Genomic DNA, 13,753 nt, shown 5'->3' with positions numbered 1-13,753 from the left:
ATTAGAAGAACCTTTGACGAGAGCCTGCCATGAGTGAAGAGATCCTGATCAACATCACCCCGATGGAGTCACGTGTGGCGGTGGTGGAAAACGGGGTGCTGCAGGAGGTGCACGTCGAGCGCACCCAGCGCCGTGGCATCGTCGGCAATATCTACAAGGGCAAGGTGGTGCGTGTGCTGCCAGGCATGCAGGCGGCCTTCGTCGACATCGGCCTCGAACGCGCAGCGTTTATCCATGCCTCGGAAATCTCCCAGCGCGAAGGCTCGGCGGTAGAGAACATCACCGCACTGGTACATGAAGGCCAGGCCCTGGTGGTGCAGGTGACCAAGGACCCGATCGGCACCAAGGGTGCACGCCTGACCACCCAGCTATCGATTCCGTCGCGTTACCTGGTGTACATGCCACGCAGCAGCCATGTCGGTATTTCGCTGAAAATCGAGGACGAAGCCGAGCGTGAGCGCCTCAAGCAAGTGGTCAGCGACTGCATGGATGGCGAAAACATCAAGGATGCCGGTGGTTTCATCTTGCGCACCGCCGCCGAAGGCGCGCGTGCCGAGGAGATCTTGCAGGACATCCGTTACCTGCGCCGCCTGTGGGAGCAGATTGGCACCCAGATCAAGACCTGCGGCGCGCCCACGGTCATTTACGAAGACCTTGGCCTGGCCCTGCGTACCCTGCGCGACCTGGTCAACCCGAAGATCGAGAAGATCCGCATCGACTCGCGGGAAACCTTCCAGAAGACCACGCAGTTCGTCGGCGAGTTGATGCCGGAAATTGCCGACCGCCTCGAACACTACCCGGGCGAGCGCCCAATCTTTGACCTGTACGGCGTCGAAGACGAGATCCAGCGGGCTCTGGAGCGCAAGGTACCGTTGAAGTCCGGCGGTTACCTGGTGGTCGACCCGGCCGAAGCGATGACCACCATCGACGTCAATACCGGGGCTTTCGTCGGCCATCGCAACCTCGAAGAAACCATCTTCAAGACCAACCTCGAGGCTGCTACCGCCATCGCCCGACAACTGCGCCTGCGCAACATTGGCGGCATCATCATCATCGACTTCATCGACATGGAAGACGAAGATCACCAGCGCCAGGTACTGCGTACCCTTGAAAAACAGCTGGAGCGCGATCACGCAAAGACCAACATCATCGGCATCACCGAGCTGGGCCTGGTGCAGATGACCCGCAAGCGCACGCGGGAAAGCCTGGAACAGGTGCTTTGCGAGCCGTGCCTGGCCTGTCAGGGCCGCGGCAAGCTGAAAACGCCCGAGACCATCTGTTACGAAATATTCCGCGAGATCCTGCGTGAGGCCCGTGCCTATCAGGCTGAAGGCTACCGTGTGCTGGCCAACCAGAAGGTGGTCGACCGCCTGCTGGATGAAGAGTCAGGCAACGTGGCGGAACTGGAAGCCTTCATCGGTCGAACCATTCGCTTCCAGGTCGAGTCGATGTATTCGCAGGAACAATACGACGTGGTGCTGCTCTGAGGCCTTCTGAAACACGCCACTGCATCGTCGCGCTGGTAAAACCGGCACGACGGGCCATCATGGATAAACGACTTGGAGGGCCATGGCCATGGGACGTCTGAACCGCGTTCTTGTTGCTCTGACCCGCTGGGGGTTGGGCATATGTGCCCTGCTGGCCGTATTGGTGGCGCTGTATGTCAGCCTTGGTCGGGAACTGGTGCCGCTGGTAGCCGAGTACCGTGCCGACGTAGAAAGCAAGGCCGAGCAGGCGCTGGGCCTGCCCGTGCATGTCGGTGCCCTGGAAGGGCACTGGAGCGGACTGGCCCCTGTGCTGCGGGTGCGCGACCTGCAATTGGGCGAAGGCGCCAAGGCGCTCCGGCTGGATGACGTCATGGTGGTGCCCGACATCTGGGCCAGCCTCACCGCCCGCGAAGTGCGCCTGGCGCGCATCCAGCTGGGCGGGCTGCAACTGATCCTTCGCGAGAACGAGCAGGGCGCCTGGAGCCTGGAAGGCCTGCCGAAGAAGGACGACGCGCCGCTGGACCCTGCCGACTTGCTGCAGCGCCTGCGCCAGCTGGGGCGTATCGATGTGTTCGACAGCCTGGTCACCCTGCACCCCTGGCAGCGCGACCCGCTGACCCTGACATATGTGAGTGCCGGCCTGCAGGCCGGTGCTAAACGCCAGGCCCTGGATCTGCGTGCGACCCTGCCTGACGGCCAGCCCCTGGCGTTGAGCCTGAACAGCCGTATGTCGGCCGAAGCCTGGCGTGATGGCGAGGTAGAAGCCTATGTGAGCCTGCCGCAAAGTGACTGGGCACATTGGTTGCCGCCCAGGGTGTTGGGGCAGTGGCATGCTGACACCCTGCGGGCAGGCGGTGAGGTCTGGATCGGCTGGGGCAAGGGGCAGTTGCAACGGGCCGTCGTAAGGCTCAATGCACCCAGGCTGGAGGGGGCCTATGCCGGGCGCAAGGCTGCCAACCTGAATAACCTGGCTTTGGGCGCCTGGTTCCAGCGCCGGGAGCAAGGCTTCGATGTGGTCGTCGACTCGTTGGCCATGGACCTCGGCAAGGCCCGCTGGGAGTCTCACCTGCAGTTGCAGCAGCGCCCTGGCCAGAGCGCAGCCGATGAAAGCTGGCAGTTACAGGCCGACCGCCTCGACCTCACCCCGCTGACTCCGCTGATTGATGCCCTGGCCCCCCTGCCGGACAAGGTCAAGGATGTGGTCGATGGCTTGAAGGTGACCGGTGCGTTGCGCAATGTGCGCCTCGAGGCCAGGCCCAAGGCCGAGGGTGACCAGCGGCTGCAGTTCGCAGCCAACCTGGAGAAGGTAGGCTTCGATGCTTATCACAACGCCCCGGCGGCCGGTAACGTCAGTGGCAGCATCAGTGGTGACCTGGGCCACGGCGAGCTGCGCCTGGATACCGATGCGTTCATGCTGCATCTGTACCCGATCTTCGCCAAGCCCTGGCATTACCAGAAGGCGAATGCGCGCTTGACCTGGACCTTGGACAAAGACGGTTTCACCCTGATTGCGCCCTACCTCAAGGTGCTGGGCGAGGAGGGCAAGATCGCCGGTGACTTCCTGATTCGCCTGTTGTTCGAGGAAGGCCGCGAGGACTACATGGACCTGCGCGTCGGCCTGACCGAAGGCGATGGCCGCTTTACTGCCAAGTATCTGCCCGAGGTGCTCAGCCCGGCCCTCGACGAGTGGCTGCGCAGCGCTATCGTCAAAGGCGCTGTGGATGAAGGCTACTTCCAGTATCAGGGCTCGCTGAACCATGGCGCATCCCCGCAAGCGCGCAGCATCAGCCTGTTCTTCAAGGTGCATGACGCCGCGCTGGACTTCCAGCCCGGTTGGCCACAGGTGCAGCATGTCGATGGCGATGTGTTCATCGAGGACAGTGGCGTGCGCATCAAGGCTCAGCAGGGCGTGCTGCTCGACACCAAGGTCAGCGATGTGAATGTCGATATCCCGCATGTCGACGGCGACCAGCACAGCCATCTCTACCTGGATGGCAACTTCGACGGTAGCCTGGGTGATGGCCTGAAGATTCTCAAGGAAGCGCCAATCGGCACCGGTGAAATTTTCGCCGGCTGGGAAGGTGAGGGGCCGCTGAAGGGCAAGGTCAAGCTCGATATCCCGCTGGCCCATGGGCAGCGCCCAAAGGTGCAGGTGGACTTCGCCACCCACGATGCGCGCCTGAAAGTTGCCCCGCCAAGCCTGGAGTTGAATCGCCTGAAGGGCGACTTCAGCTTCGACTTCGACAAGGGCCTGAGTGGCAAAGGCATCAGCCTGCAGGCCTTCGGCAAGCCGGTAACGGCGCAAATAACCGCTGAAGGTCAGGCTGGGCAGATGCAGACCCGCATCAATGCCAATGGCCAGGTATCGCTCAAGGCGCTGACTGACTGGTTGCAGTTCAAGCAGGCCTTGCCGGCCTCCGGTGAACTGCCCTATCAGTTGCAGCTCAGTCTGGGGAGCCGGGACAACCGCCTGAGTGTCACTTCCAGCCTCAAGGGGCTGGCCATCGACCTGCCGGCTCCGTTCGGCAAAGCGGCAGCAGATACCCGCGACAGCCGTTTCAGCATGAGCCTTCAGGGCCCGGAGCGGCAATTCGATGCTGCCTACGCCGACCTTGCCCGCTTTGCCTATGCTGCACCGGCTGAAAACTTGACCCAGGGCCGTGGCGAGCTAGTGCTGGGCACAGGCGACGCCCGGGTACCTGCCAGCCAGGGGCTGAGGGTACGCGGGCGCCTGGAGACCCTGGACCTGGCCCCTTGGCAAGAGCAGGCGGGCCGGCTGGCTGGGGACGACCCCGGTGGCAGCGCGCGGCAGAACCTGCAAAGCGTCGACCTGAGCATCGGCCAGTTGAAAGCCTTCGGCATGGACCTGAACCAGGCCGTGGTGCGCCTGGCCCGGGGCGGCCCGGCCTGGGATTTGCGCCTCGACAGCAAGGAAGTCATCGGTAACGCACGCGTTCCGGATGCCAAGGGCGCGCCGATGGTCGTGCGCATGCAGACCTTGCGGCTGCCTGCCGCCAGCGCCGCTGAACAGCAGGCTGAAGACGGTCCCGACCCGCTGGCCTCGTTCGATCCGCGCAAAGTACCGGCACTGGACCTGAGCATCGACAAGCTCTATCGCGGTGACGATCTTTACGGTAGTGCCGCGATCAAGCTGCGGCCGACCCCACGTGGCGTTACTGCCAGTGATATCGACCTCGACCTCAAGGGGCTGCGCATCGATGGCGGTGGTGGCTGGGAGGGGGAAACGGGCAAAACCAGCAGCTGGTACAAAGGGCGCCTTGACGGCAAGAACCTGGCGGATGTGCTCAGCGCCTGGGGCTTTGCCCCGACGGTGACCAGCCGCGACTTCCGCCTGGACGTGGATGGCCGCTGGCCGGGTTCGCCGGCCGCAGTGGGCCTGAAGCGCTTCTCGGGCAGCATGGATGCGGCGCTGCGCACCGGCCAGTTCGTCGAGGTCGAAGGCAGCGCACAGGCACTGCGGGTGTTCGGCCTGCTCAACTTCAACTCGATTGGCCGGCGCCTGCGTCTGGACTTTTCCGACCTGTTTGACAAGGGCCTGGCCTATGACCGGGTCAAGGGCTTGCTGGTGGCCAGCAGTGGCGTGTACGTGACCCGCGAACCGATTACCGTGACCGGCCCGTCGAGCAACTTCGAGCTCGACGGCACGCTGGACATGGTCAGGGACCGGGTCGATGCTGACTTGCAGGTGAGCCTGCCGGTGACCAACAACCTGCCGCTGGCGGCGTTGATCGTCGGCGCGCCGGCGGTGGGCGGTGCGCTGTTCCTGGTCGATCGGCTGATCGGTGACCGCGTGTCACGCTTTGCCAGCGTGCACTACCGTGTCGAAGGGCCGTGGAAAGAGCCTAGAATCACATTTGTGAAACCTTTCGAGAAATCCCGCTAGGAGTACCCATGAAGGCAGCGGTAATCCAGATGGTCAGCCAGGACGACGTGCAGACCAACCTGCAGCGTGCCGGCGCCCTGTTGGAGCAGGCCGCGCTGGGCGGCGCACGGCTGGCGGTGCTGCCGGAAAACTTTGCCGCCATGGGGCGCAAGGACGCGGCTGCCATCGGCCGTGCCGAAGCCTTGGGGGAAGGGCCCATTCTGCCGTGGTTGAAACGCACCGCCCGCGACCTCAAGTTATGGATTGTTGCCGGTACTTTGCCCTTGCCACCGTTCGGCCAGCCCGATGCCAAGGCCCATGCGTGCTCGCTGCTGGTCGATGAACACGGCGAGGTGGCGGCAAGGTATGACAAGCTGCACTTGTTTGATGTGGACGTGGCCGACAACCGGGGCCGTTACCGCGAGTCGGATGACTACGCACAGGGTGCTCAGGTGGTGGTGGCTGATACGCCGGTCGGGCGGCTGGGGCTGAGCGTGTGTTACGACCTGCGCTTTCCCGAACTGTACAGCGCGCTGCGCGCGGCCGGCGCGGAGCTGATCACCGCACCGGCAGCTTTTACTGCAGTGACCGGCGCAGCACATTGGGAGGTGCTGGTGCGTGCCAGGGCCATCGAAACCCAGTGTTACCTGCTGGCTGCGGCACAGGGCGGTGCCCACCCTGGCCCACGGGAGACCCATGGCCATGCGGCGATCGTCGACCCTTGGGGGCGCATTCTCGCAGAACAGGCGCAAGGTGAAGCGGTACTGCTTGCCGAGCGCGACATTGAAGAACAAGCGTCCATTCGGACGCGCATGCCGGTGGTATCGCACCGGCGCTTTTTTTCGCAGGGCGCGTTGCGGCCTGCGCATACCTCGGAGTGACTATGAGCCAGATGTTATCCACCGTCAGTGAGCAGCTCCTGGCCCCAGGCGGCTTGACCCTGGACAGCCTGCAGAGCGTGCTGGGTGAGTTGGCTGGCCCCGGCATCGATGCCGCCGACCTGTATTTCCAGGGCCAGATCTCGGAAACCTGGGCGCTGGAAGACGGCATCGTCAAAGAGGGCAGCTTCAACCTCGACCAGGGCGTGGGCGTGCGTGCCCAGTCCGGCGAAAAAACCGGCTTCGCCTACAGTAACGCGATCAACCTCGAAGCGCTGACCTCGGCGGCCCGTGCCGCCCGTTCGATTTCCCGTGCCGGGCAAAACGGCACGGTGCAAGCCTTCCGCAGCCAGGAAGTGGCCGCCCTGTATACCGCGGACAACCCGCTGGACGTGCTCAGCCGTGCCGAAAAGGTCGAGCTGCTTAAGCGTGTCGATGCCGCCACCCGTGCCCTGGACCCGCGCATTCAGCAAGTCAGCGTGAGCATGGCCGGGGTCTGGGAACGCATTCTGATTGCCGCGGCCGATGGCAGCCTGGCCGCCGACGTACGCCCGCTGGTGCGCTTCAATGTCAGCGTCATCGTCGAGCAGAATGGCCGTCGCGAGCGTGGCGGGCAGGGCGGTGGCGGGCGTACCGATTACCGCTACTTCACCGAAGAGCGGGTGATGGGCTATGCCCGCGAGGCCCTGCGCCAGGCCCTGGTGAATCTTGAAGCGATCCCGGCACCGGCCGGTACCTTGCCGGTGGTGCTGGGCTCGGGCTGGTCGGGCGTGCTGTTGCACGAAGCGGTCGGCCATGGCCTGGAAGGCGACTTCAACCGCAAGGGCAGTTCGGCGTTCAGTGGCCGCATTGGCGAGAAAGTGGCGTCGAGCCTGTGCACCATCGTCGACGATGGCACCCTCGAAGGCCGCCGCGGCTCGTTGAGCGTGGACGACGAAGGTACCCCGACCGAGTGCACCACGCTGATCGAGAATGGCGTGCTCAAGGGTTACATGCAGGACAAGCTGAACGCGCGCCTGATGGGCATGGCGGTGACCGGTAACGGCCGCCGTGAATCCTACGCGCACCTGCCGATGCCTCGCATGACCAATACCTACATGCGAGCCGGCGAAAGCGACCCACAGGAGATCATCGCGTCGGTGAAGAAGGGTATCTACTGCGCCAACCTCGGTGGTGGGCAGGTGGATATCACCAGCGGCAAGTTCGTGTTCTCCACCAGTGAGGCCTACCTGATCGAAGACGGCAAGATTACCGCGCCAGTGAAGGGCGCAACCCTGATCGGCAATGGTCCCGAGGCGATGAGCCGGGTTTCGATGGTCGGTAACGACCTGGCACTGGACAGCGGGGTAGGAACGTGCGGAAAGGACGGGCAGTCGGTGCCGGTCGGGGTGGGGCAACCTACCTTGAAACTGGATGCGATTACCGTGGGCGGTACCGGGGCTTGATGGCTTCGGGGGCCCTTGCAGGAGCGGGCACGTCCGCTCCCACAGGGCCCCAGTCCGTCAGCGCAACCCGCGCTGCAACTCGTCGAGGTCGCGGATGTACTTGAACACCTTGCGCGCGGCGGCAGGCGGCTTGTTCCGCGCCTTCTCGTGCTGGGCATGGCGCACCAGCGAGCGCAGCTGCTGGCGGTCGGTGTCGGGGTACTCATTGACGAAGCGCTCGAGGTCTTCGTCGTTACCGTCGATCAACCGGTCACGCCAGCGCTCCAGGCTGTGGAAACGTTCGTTGTACTGGCGAGTCGAGCTGTCCATCTGTTCGAGCAAGGCATGGATGGCATCGAGGTCTTGCACGCGCATGAGCTTGCCGACGAACGACATGTGGCGTTTACGGGCGCCATGAGCGGTGTGCTTGCTGGCCTCGGCCAGTGCCTTGCGCAGCTCGTCGGTCAAAGGCAGGCGCGCCAAGGTATCGGCCTTGAGCGTGGTAAGCCGCTCGCCGAGTTCGACCAGCGCATGCAGTTCGCGCTTGATCTGGGTTTTGCTTTTTTCGCCGTCGAAGGCGTCGTCGTTTGAATCAACCATGGTGGCAGTCCGCTAGAAATCGCCGCCATGATAACCAGTCGGGGGCCGCTTGTCCGGCCCGGTCGTAGAATGACCCCAAGCCGAACGCAGAATTTGAGTGGAGAGAACCATGAGTGCAGTCCAGAGCGTAGGTCCGAAAGACCTGCCAGCATTGCAGGAACAGGTCGAGGCGATCATCGCCGAGGCGCGTCTTCAGGGGGCCAGTGCCTGCGAAGTGGCGGTGTCGCTGGAGCAAGGGCTGTCCACCACCGTACGCCAGCGTGAGGTCGAAACGGTCGAGTTCAACCGCGACCAGGGCTTTGGTATCACCCTTTATGTTGGCCAGCGCAAAGGTTCGGCCAGCACCTCGGCCAGTGGACCGGAGGCGATTCGCGAGACCGTCGCCGCAGCGTTGGCAATTGCCAGGCATACCTCCGAGGATGAATGCTCGGGCTTGGCCGACGCAGCGCTGATGGCGCGTGAAATCCCGGATCTGGACCTGTACCACGACTGGGATATCGAGCCCGAGAAGGCCATCGAAATGGCCCTGGCCTGCGAGGCGGCGGCGTTCGACGCCGACCCGCGCATCCTCAACGCCGATGGCACCACCCTCAATACCCACCAGGGCTGCCGCGTGTATGGCAACAGCCATGGGTTCATCGGTGGTTACGCCTCGACCCGGCACAGCCTGAGCTGCGTGATGATTGCCGAAGGCGACGGGCAGATGCAGCGTGACTACTGGTACGACGTGAACCGCCAGGGCAACCTGCTGGCCGACCCGAGCAGCATCGGCCTGCGCGCTGCCCAGCGTGCCGCCAGCCGCCTTGGCGCCCGGCCGGTGCCGACTTGCGAGGTACCGGTGCTGTTCTCGGCCGAATTGGCCGGAGGCCTGTTCGGCAGCTTCCTGTCGGCCATTTCCGGCGGCAACCTGTACCGCAAGTCGTCGTTCCTGGAGGGTACCATTGGCCAGCGCCTGTTCCCTTCCTGGCTGACCCTCGACGAACGCCCGCATATTCCGCGCGCGTTGGGCAGCGCCGCCTTCGACGGTGATGGCCTGGCCACCTATGCCAAACCGTTTGTCGACAAAGGCGAGCTGGTGTCGTACTTGCTGGGTACCTATTCGGGGCGCAAGCTGGGTTTGCCGAGTACGGCCAATTCCGGTGGCGTGCACAACCTGTTCGTCAGCCACGGTGTCGAAGATCAGGCCGCGCTGATTCGCCGTATGGGGCGCGGGCTGCTGGTGACCGAACTGATGGGGCATGGCTTGAACATGGTGACGGGGGACTATTCCCGTGGTGCGGCGGGGTTCTGGGTCGAGAATGGCGAGATTCAGCATGCCGTACAGGAAGTCACCATCGCCGGAAACATGAAGGACATGTTCCAGCAGATTGTCGCGATCGGTAGCGATCTTGAAACCCGTAGCAACATTCATACGGGCTCGGTGCTGATCGAGCGGATGACCGTTGCTGGTAGCTGATCTTTAGCCTGCGCCGGCCCTAGCGCGGATCCATCACCTACACGATATTAGACGCACATCGGGGCGAGGACATAGGCCGTTGTAGGAGCGGGTTCACCCGCGAAGAGGCCGGCACAGCCCTACACCTTTCCCTGCAAATCCGAAGACCCGGCCCTCGCGCCGGGTTTTTATTTCATCACCTCCTCCTTGAAGTGATTCTGTTTATCATTTAATAATTAATATCATTATCCAGTAACCCGGCGATGATGTTCATGAAATCCGTCCTCCGCGAACTGCCCTACCTGGAAAACTGGCGCTGGCTCAGCCGGCGCATTCGCTGTGCGCTCGACCCCGACGAGCCGCGCCTGATCGAGCATTACCTGGCCGAAGGCCGCTATCTGGTGTGCTGCACCGAAACCTCGCCATGGACGGTGGCGCTGACAGCGTTTCGCCTGCTGCTGGATACCGCCTGCGATCGCATGCTCCCCTGGCATTGGCGTTGCCTGTGCCTGGATCAGGCGTGGCGCCCTCTGCTGGACCTGCGCAACCTCGACCGCCAGGAACAGAACCAACGCTGGCAACCCTATGCCCTGCAGTTGGCCAATTGCCGTCTGCTGCCTTCGATTTCTCCCGATGAACTGATGCAAGGATTTGATGATGAGTGATACCCGTATCGAGCGTGACAGCATGGGTGAGCTGCAGGTGCCGGCCCAGGCCCTCTACGGCGCCCAGACCCAGCGCGCGGTCGACAACTTCCCGATCAGCGGCCAGCGTATGCCGGCCCAGTTCATTCGTGCCTTGTTGCTGGCCAAGGCCGCTGCGGCCAAGGCCAACGTCGAACTGGAGCAACTGTCTGCCGGGCAGGGCCAGGCTATCGTCAAGGCTGTCGAGCAACTGCTGGCCGAGGACTTCATCCAGCACTTCCCGGTGGATGTGTTTCAGACAGGTTCTGGCACCAGTTCGAACATGAACGCCAATGAGGTGATCGCCACCTTGGCTACCCATGTACTGGGTGAGGCGGTCAATGCCAATGACCACGTCAACTGTGGCCAGAGCAGCAATGACATCATTCCGACCACCATCCATGTCAGCGCCGCGTTGGCCCTGCACGAGCAGTTGCTGCCAGCCCTGGCGCACCTGGTACAGGTGATTGAGGTCAAGTCGGCACAAGTACATCAATTCGTGAAGACCGGCCGTACTCACCTGATGGACGCGATGCCCGTGCGCATGAGCCAGGTGCTGGATGGCTGGGCTGCGCAGATCAATGCTGCCAAGGCGCACATCGAAGGGATACTGCCGCACTTGCAGGCGCTGGCCCAGGGCGGAACCGCCGTGGGTACCGGCATCAATGCCCATCCGCAGTTCGCTGTCGGTTTCGCTCGCCAGCTCAGTGGCCTGACCAAGGTCGAGTTCACGCCCGGCCAGAACCTGTTCGCCCTGATCGGCTCGCAGGACACTGCCGTGGCTTTGTCGGGCCAGCTCAAGACCACCGCTGTGGCGTTGATGAAAATCGCCAACGATCTGCGCTGGATGAACTCCGGCCCGCTGGCCGGTCTGGGCGAAATCGAGCTGCAAGCTCTGCAGCCGGGCTCTTCGATCATGCCAGGCAAGGTCAACCCGGTGATCCCGGAGGCCACTGCCATGGTCGCCGCCCAAGTGATTGGCAACGACGCGACCATCGCCGTCGCAGGCCAAGCCGGTAACTTCGAGCTGAACGTGATGCTGCCGGTGATCGCTCGCAACCTGCTGGAAAGCATCGAGCTGATGGCCAATGTCAGCCGCTTGCTGGCCGACAAAGCCATCGCCAGCTTCAAGGTCAACGAAGACAAACTCAAGGAAGCCCTCGCGCGCAACCCGATTCTGGTCACGGCGTTGAATCCGATCATCGGCTACCTCAAGGCCGCCGAAATCGCCAAGACCGCCTACAAGCAGGGTCGTCCAATCATCGATGTGGCGCTGGAGCACACCGACCTGTCCCGCGACCAGCTTGAAGCGCTGCTGGACCCGGAAAAACTCACCGCCGGCGGCATCTGACACTGCGTCACCGCCCAGGAGACAACCATGCAGCACTGGAAACGCACCACGGAAACCGCCAACCGCCTATTCGAACAAGGCGAACTGGTGGACGCCCGGGAACACTACCTGCAAGCCTTGGCGTTGGCCCAGGTGCTGTTCGAGCGCTGGCATGACGTGGACGAAGCGGTGGCTGCATTCGTCATCGCCCACCACAACCTGGCTGACCTGCACCTGCGCCTTGACCAGCCGCATGAAAGCGCCGACTACCTGTGCGCTGCTCACCAGCGACTGCTGCAGGCCTGCCAGGAAGCGCGCCTGCCTCAGGGGCTGCGTGATGCAGCCTTGCGCCACAGTGCGCGCACTTACACCGAGCTGCTGAGTTTCATTGCCGAGTATGGCCAGTACCCGCGTACCGAGCGCTTGCTCAACCGCCACAGCGCCGGGGCCAGCGAGCTCGCTGCCCTGCCGGATGTGGCACCCAGAAACCATGCCTACGGAATTCACTGACATGCCCCATACCTTGCCTGCATTGCCATACGCCTACGATGCGCTGGAACCACACATTGATGCCCAGACAATGGAAATCCACCATACCAAGCATCACCAGACCTACGTGAACGGCCTCAACGCCGCCCTCGAAGGTACCGAGTGGGCCGAATGGCCGGTGGAAAAACTGGTCGCTGCCGTCAAGCAACTGCCGGAGAACCTGCGTGGTGCCGTGACCAACCACGGCGGCGGTCACGCCAACCACAGCCTGTTCTGGACTGTCATGTCACCTCAGGGCGGTGGCGAGCCTGTGGGCCAGCTGGCGCAAGCCGTCACTGCACAACTTGGCGGCTTCGAGGCTTTCAAGGAGGCTTTCACCAAAGCCGCGTTGACCCGCTTCGGCAGCGGTTGGGCCTGGCTCAGCGTGACGCCGCAAAAAACCTTGATGGTGGAGAGTAGCGGCAACCAGGACAGCCCGCTGATGCACGGCAATGCGCCGATCCTGGGCCTGGACGTGTGGGAGCACGCGTACTACCTCAAGTACCAGAACCGTCGTCCGGAATACATCGGTGCCTTCTACAACGTCATTGACTGGGTGGAAGTTGAACGTCGTTACCTTGAAGCCCTGAAGTGAGTCGGACCGGTATGCGCTCTGAGGTGATGTCTGTCAGCAGTGTGCGCCTGTTCCGCCTGGCGCTTGGGACTTTGCTTTTGCTGGCTGGCGCCGCGTTATTGGTGGCGCGCGGCCTCGCCTGGCTAGACCTCGACCCGCGCATGCTGCGCGCCCTGGAGGGCGGTGCTTTATGCGCACTGGGTACGGCACTGGGCGCAGTACCGGTACTGGTCATTCGCAATATGCCGGTGGCGCTGGCGGATACGCTCTTGGGCTTCGGTGCTGGCGTGATGCTGGCGGCCACCGCGTTTTCCCTGATCATGCCGGGCCTGGCGGCGGCTCAGTCTATTGGCTTCAGCCCTTGGGGGGCAGGTGGCCTGGTCAGTTTTGGCCTGATGTTCGGGGCGTTGTGCCTGTTCCTGGTCGACCTCAAGGTATCCTGGGCTTCGCCGGAGGCGTTGGTGGGCACAGCAAACCAACCGGTGATTGCAGCGCGCATCTGGCTGTTCGTGATTGCCATCATTGCCCACAACATCCCCGAAGGTATGGCCATTGGTGTGTCGGCCGGGGGTGGCATGGCCGACGCCGACAGCCTGGCCATGGGCATTGCCTTGCAGGATGTGCCTGAGGGGCTGGTGATCGCGCTGGTGCTGGCAGGGGCGGGCATGCCGCGCTTCAAGGCCTTCCTGATCGGCGCAGCCTCAGGCTTGGTCGAGCCGCTGGCGGCGTTGATCTGTGCCTGGCTGGTAAATGTTGCCGAACTGCTGCTGCCGCTGGGGCTGGCCTGTGCAGCGGGGGCGATGTTGCTGGTGGTCACCCAGGAAATCATCCCCGAATCGCGCAGCAACGGCCATCATCGTCTGGCCAGCCTTGGGCTGTGTACAGGCTTCTGTCTGATGATGGTGATGGATACCGCGATGTCCTGACCTGG

General features: G+C 63.2%; 11 protein-coding genes. 10 read left to right on the top strand and 1 reads right to left on the bottom strand.

Features of this window, described 5'->3' with window-relative positions; all coding sequences use genetic code 11:
* Nucleotides 1–29 precede the first annotated feature (29 nt).
* The 4 genes from rng to tldD all read left to right on the top strand — a co-directional run bounded on the left by rng (nucleotide 30) and on the right by tldD (nucleotide 7,693).
* Nucleotides 30–1,487: a ribonuclease G gene (rng, locus tag V7787_RS12970; RefSeq protein WP_010952135.1), complete on the top strand. Its 1,458-nt coding sequence runs from the start codon at nucleotides 30–32 to the stop codon at nucleotides 1,485–1,487.
* An 82-nt stretch (nucleotides 1,488–1,569) separates the two neighbouring features.
* Nucleotides 1,570–5,391 carry a YhdP family protein gene (locus tag V7787_RS12965; protein ID WP_064492411.1) on the top strand — a complete coding sequence of 1,274 codons (3,822 nt, stop codon included), beginning with the start codon at nucleotides 1,570–1,572 and terminating at the stop codon, nucleotides 5,389–5,391.
* 8 nt (nucleotides 5,392–5,399) lie between these two features.
* On the top strand, nucleotides 5,400–6,251 hold the full coding sequence (locus V7787_RS12960) for a carbon-nitrogen hydrolase family protein (RefSeq protein WP_014589818.1): 852 nt from the start codon (nucleotides 5,400–5,402) through the stop codon (nucleotides 6,249–6,251).
* A 2-nt stretch (nucleotides 6,252–6,253) separates the two neighbouring features.
* Nucleotides 6,254–7,693: a metalloprotease TldD gene (tldD, locus tag V7787_RS12955; RefSeq protein ID WP_003255154.1), complete on the top strand. Its 1,440-nt coding sequence runs from the start codon at nucleotides 6,254–6,256 to the stop codon at nucleotides 7,691–7,693.
* A gap of 57 nt (nucleotides 7,694–7,750) precedes the next feature.
* Here tldD and yjgA read toward each other — a convergent pair whose 3' ends face one another.
* Nucleotides 7,751–8,272 carry a ribosome biogenesis factor YjgA gene (gene yjgA, locus V7787_RS12950; RefSeq protein ID WP_003255152.1) on the bottom strand — a complete coding sequence of 174 codons (522 nt, stop codon included), beginning with the start codon at nucleotides 8,270–8,272 and terminating at the stop codon, nucleotides 7,751–7,753.
* Nucleotides 8,273–8,381: 109 nt separating this feature from the next.
* On the opposite strand from yjgA, the gene pmbA reads away from it, so the two are divergent.
* The 6 genes from pmbA (at nucleotide 8,382) to V7787_RS12920 (ending at nucleotide 13,748) form a co-directional block, all read left to right on the top strand.
* On the top strand, nucleotides 8,382–9,728 hold the full coding sequence (gene pmbA, locus V7787_RS12945; RefSeq protein ID WP_336088532.1) for a metalloprotease PmbA: 1,347 nt from the start codon (nucleotides 8,382–8,384) through the stop codon (nucleotides 9,726–9,728).
* Nucleotides 9,729–9,970: 242 nt separating this feature from the next.
* Complete coding sequence (locus V7787_RS12940) at nucleotides 9,971–10,372, top strand: hypothetical protein (protein ID WP_012051310.1); 402 nt, start codon at nucleotides 9,971–9,973, stop codon at nucleotides 10,370–10,372.
* Nucleotides 10,365–11,741 carry a class II fumarate hydratase gene (locus tag V7787_RS12935; protein WP_064492412.1) on the top strand — a complete coding sequence of 459 codons (1,377 nt, stop codon included), beginning with the start codon at nucleotides 10,365–10,367 and terminating at the stop codon, nucleotides 11,739–11,741. The genes V7787_RS12940 and V7787_RS12935 overlap by 8 nt, the downstream gene beginning before the upstream one ends.
* A 27-nt stretch (nucleotides 11,742–11,768) precedes the next feature.
* Nucleotides 11,769–12,230, top strand: coding sequence for a hypothetical protein (locus tag V7787_RS12930; protein WP_064492413.1), 462 nt, complete (start codon nucleotides 11,769–11,771; stop codon nucleotides 12,228–12,230).
* Nucleotide 12,231: 1 nt separating this feature from the next.
* A complete protein-coding gene (locus V7787_RS12925) occupies nucleotides 12,232–12,843 on the top strand; it encodes a superoxide dismutase (RefSeq protein WP_014589823.1) in 612 nt (203 codons plus the stop codon).
* 11 nt (nucleotides 12,844–12,854) lie between these two features.
* On the top strand, nucleotides 12,855–13,748 hold the full coding sequence (locus V7787_RS12920) for a ZIP family metal transporter (protein ID WP_049586462.1): 894 nt from the start codon (nucleotides 12,855–12,857) through the stop codon (nucleotides 13,746–13,748).
* Nucleotides 13,749–13,753: the final 5 nt, after the last annotated feature.

Source organism: Pseudomonas sp. CGJS7, from assembly GCF_036961695.1.
This window is presented reverse-complemented; position numbering and strand designations above follow the sequence as displayed.

Coding starts and splice junctions, on each gene's coding strand:
- yjgA (WP_003255152.1), bottom strand. CDS start 8,272: ATGGTTGATTCAAACGACGACGCCTTCGACGGCGAAAAAAGCAAAACC.
- V7787_RS12935 (WP_064492412.1), top strand. CDS start 10,365: ATGAGTGATACCCGTATCGAGCGTGACAGCATGGGTGAGCTGCAGGTG.
- V7787_RS12920 (WP_049586462.1), top strand. CDS start 12,855: ATGCGCTCTGAGGTGATGTCTGTCAGCAGTGTGCGCCTGTTCCGCCTG.
- V7787_RS12940 (WP_012051310.1), top strand. CDS start 9,971: ATGATGTTCATGAAATCCGTCCTCCGCGAACTGCCCTACCTGGAAAAC.
- V7787_RS12965 (WP_064492411.1), top strand. CDS start 1,570: ATGGCCATGGGACGTCTGAACCGCGTTCTTGTTGCTCTGACCCGCTGG.
- rng (WP_010952135.1), top strand. CDS start 30: ATGAGTGAAGAGATCCTGATCAACATCACCCCGATGGAGTCACGTGTG.
- V7787_RS12960 (WP_014589818.1), top strand. CDS start 5,400: ATGAAGGCAGCGGTAATCCAGATGGTCAGCCAGGACGACGTGCAGACC.
- V7787_RS12925 (WP_014589823.1), top strand. CDS start 12,232: ATGCCCCATACCTTGCCTGCATTGCCATACGCCTACGATGCGCTGGAA.
- pmbA (WP_336088532.1), top strand. CDS start 8,382: ATGAGTGCAGTCCAGAGCGTAGGTCCGAAAGACCTGCCAGCATTGCAG.
- V7787_RS12930 (WP_064492413.1), top strand. CDS start 11,769: ATGCAGCACTGGAAACGCACCACGGAAACCGCCAACCGCCTATTCGAA.
- tldD (WP_003255154.1), top strand. CDS start 6,254: ATGAGCCAGATGTTATCCACCGTCAGTGAGCAGCTCCTGGCCCCAGGC.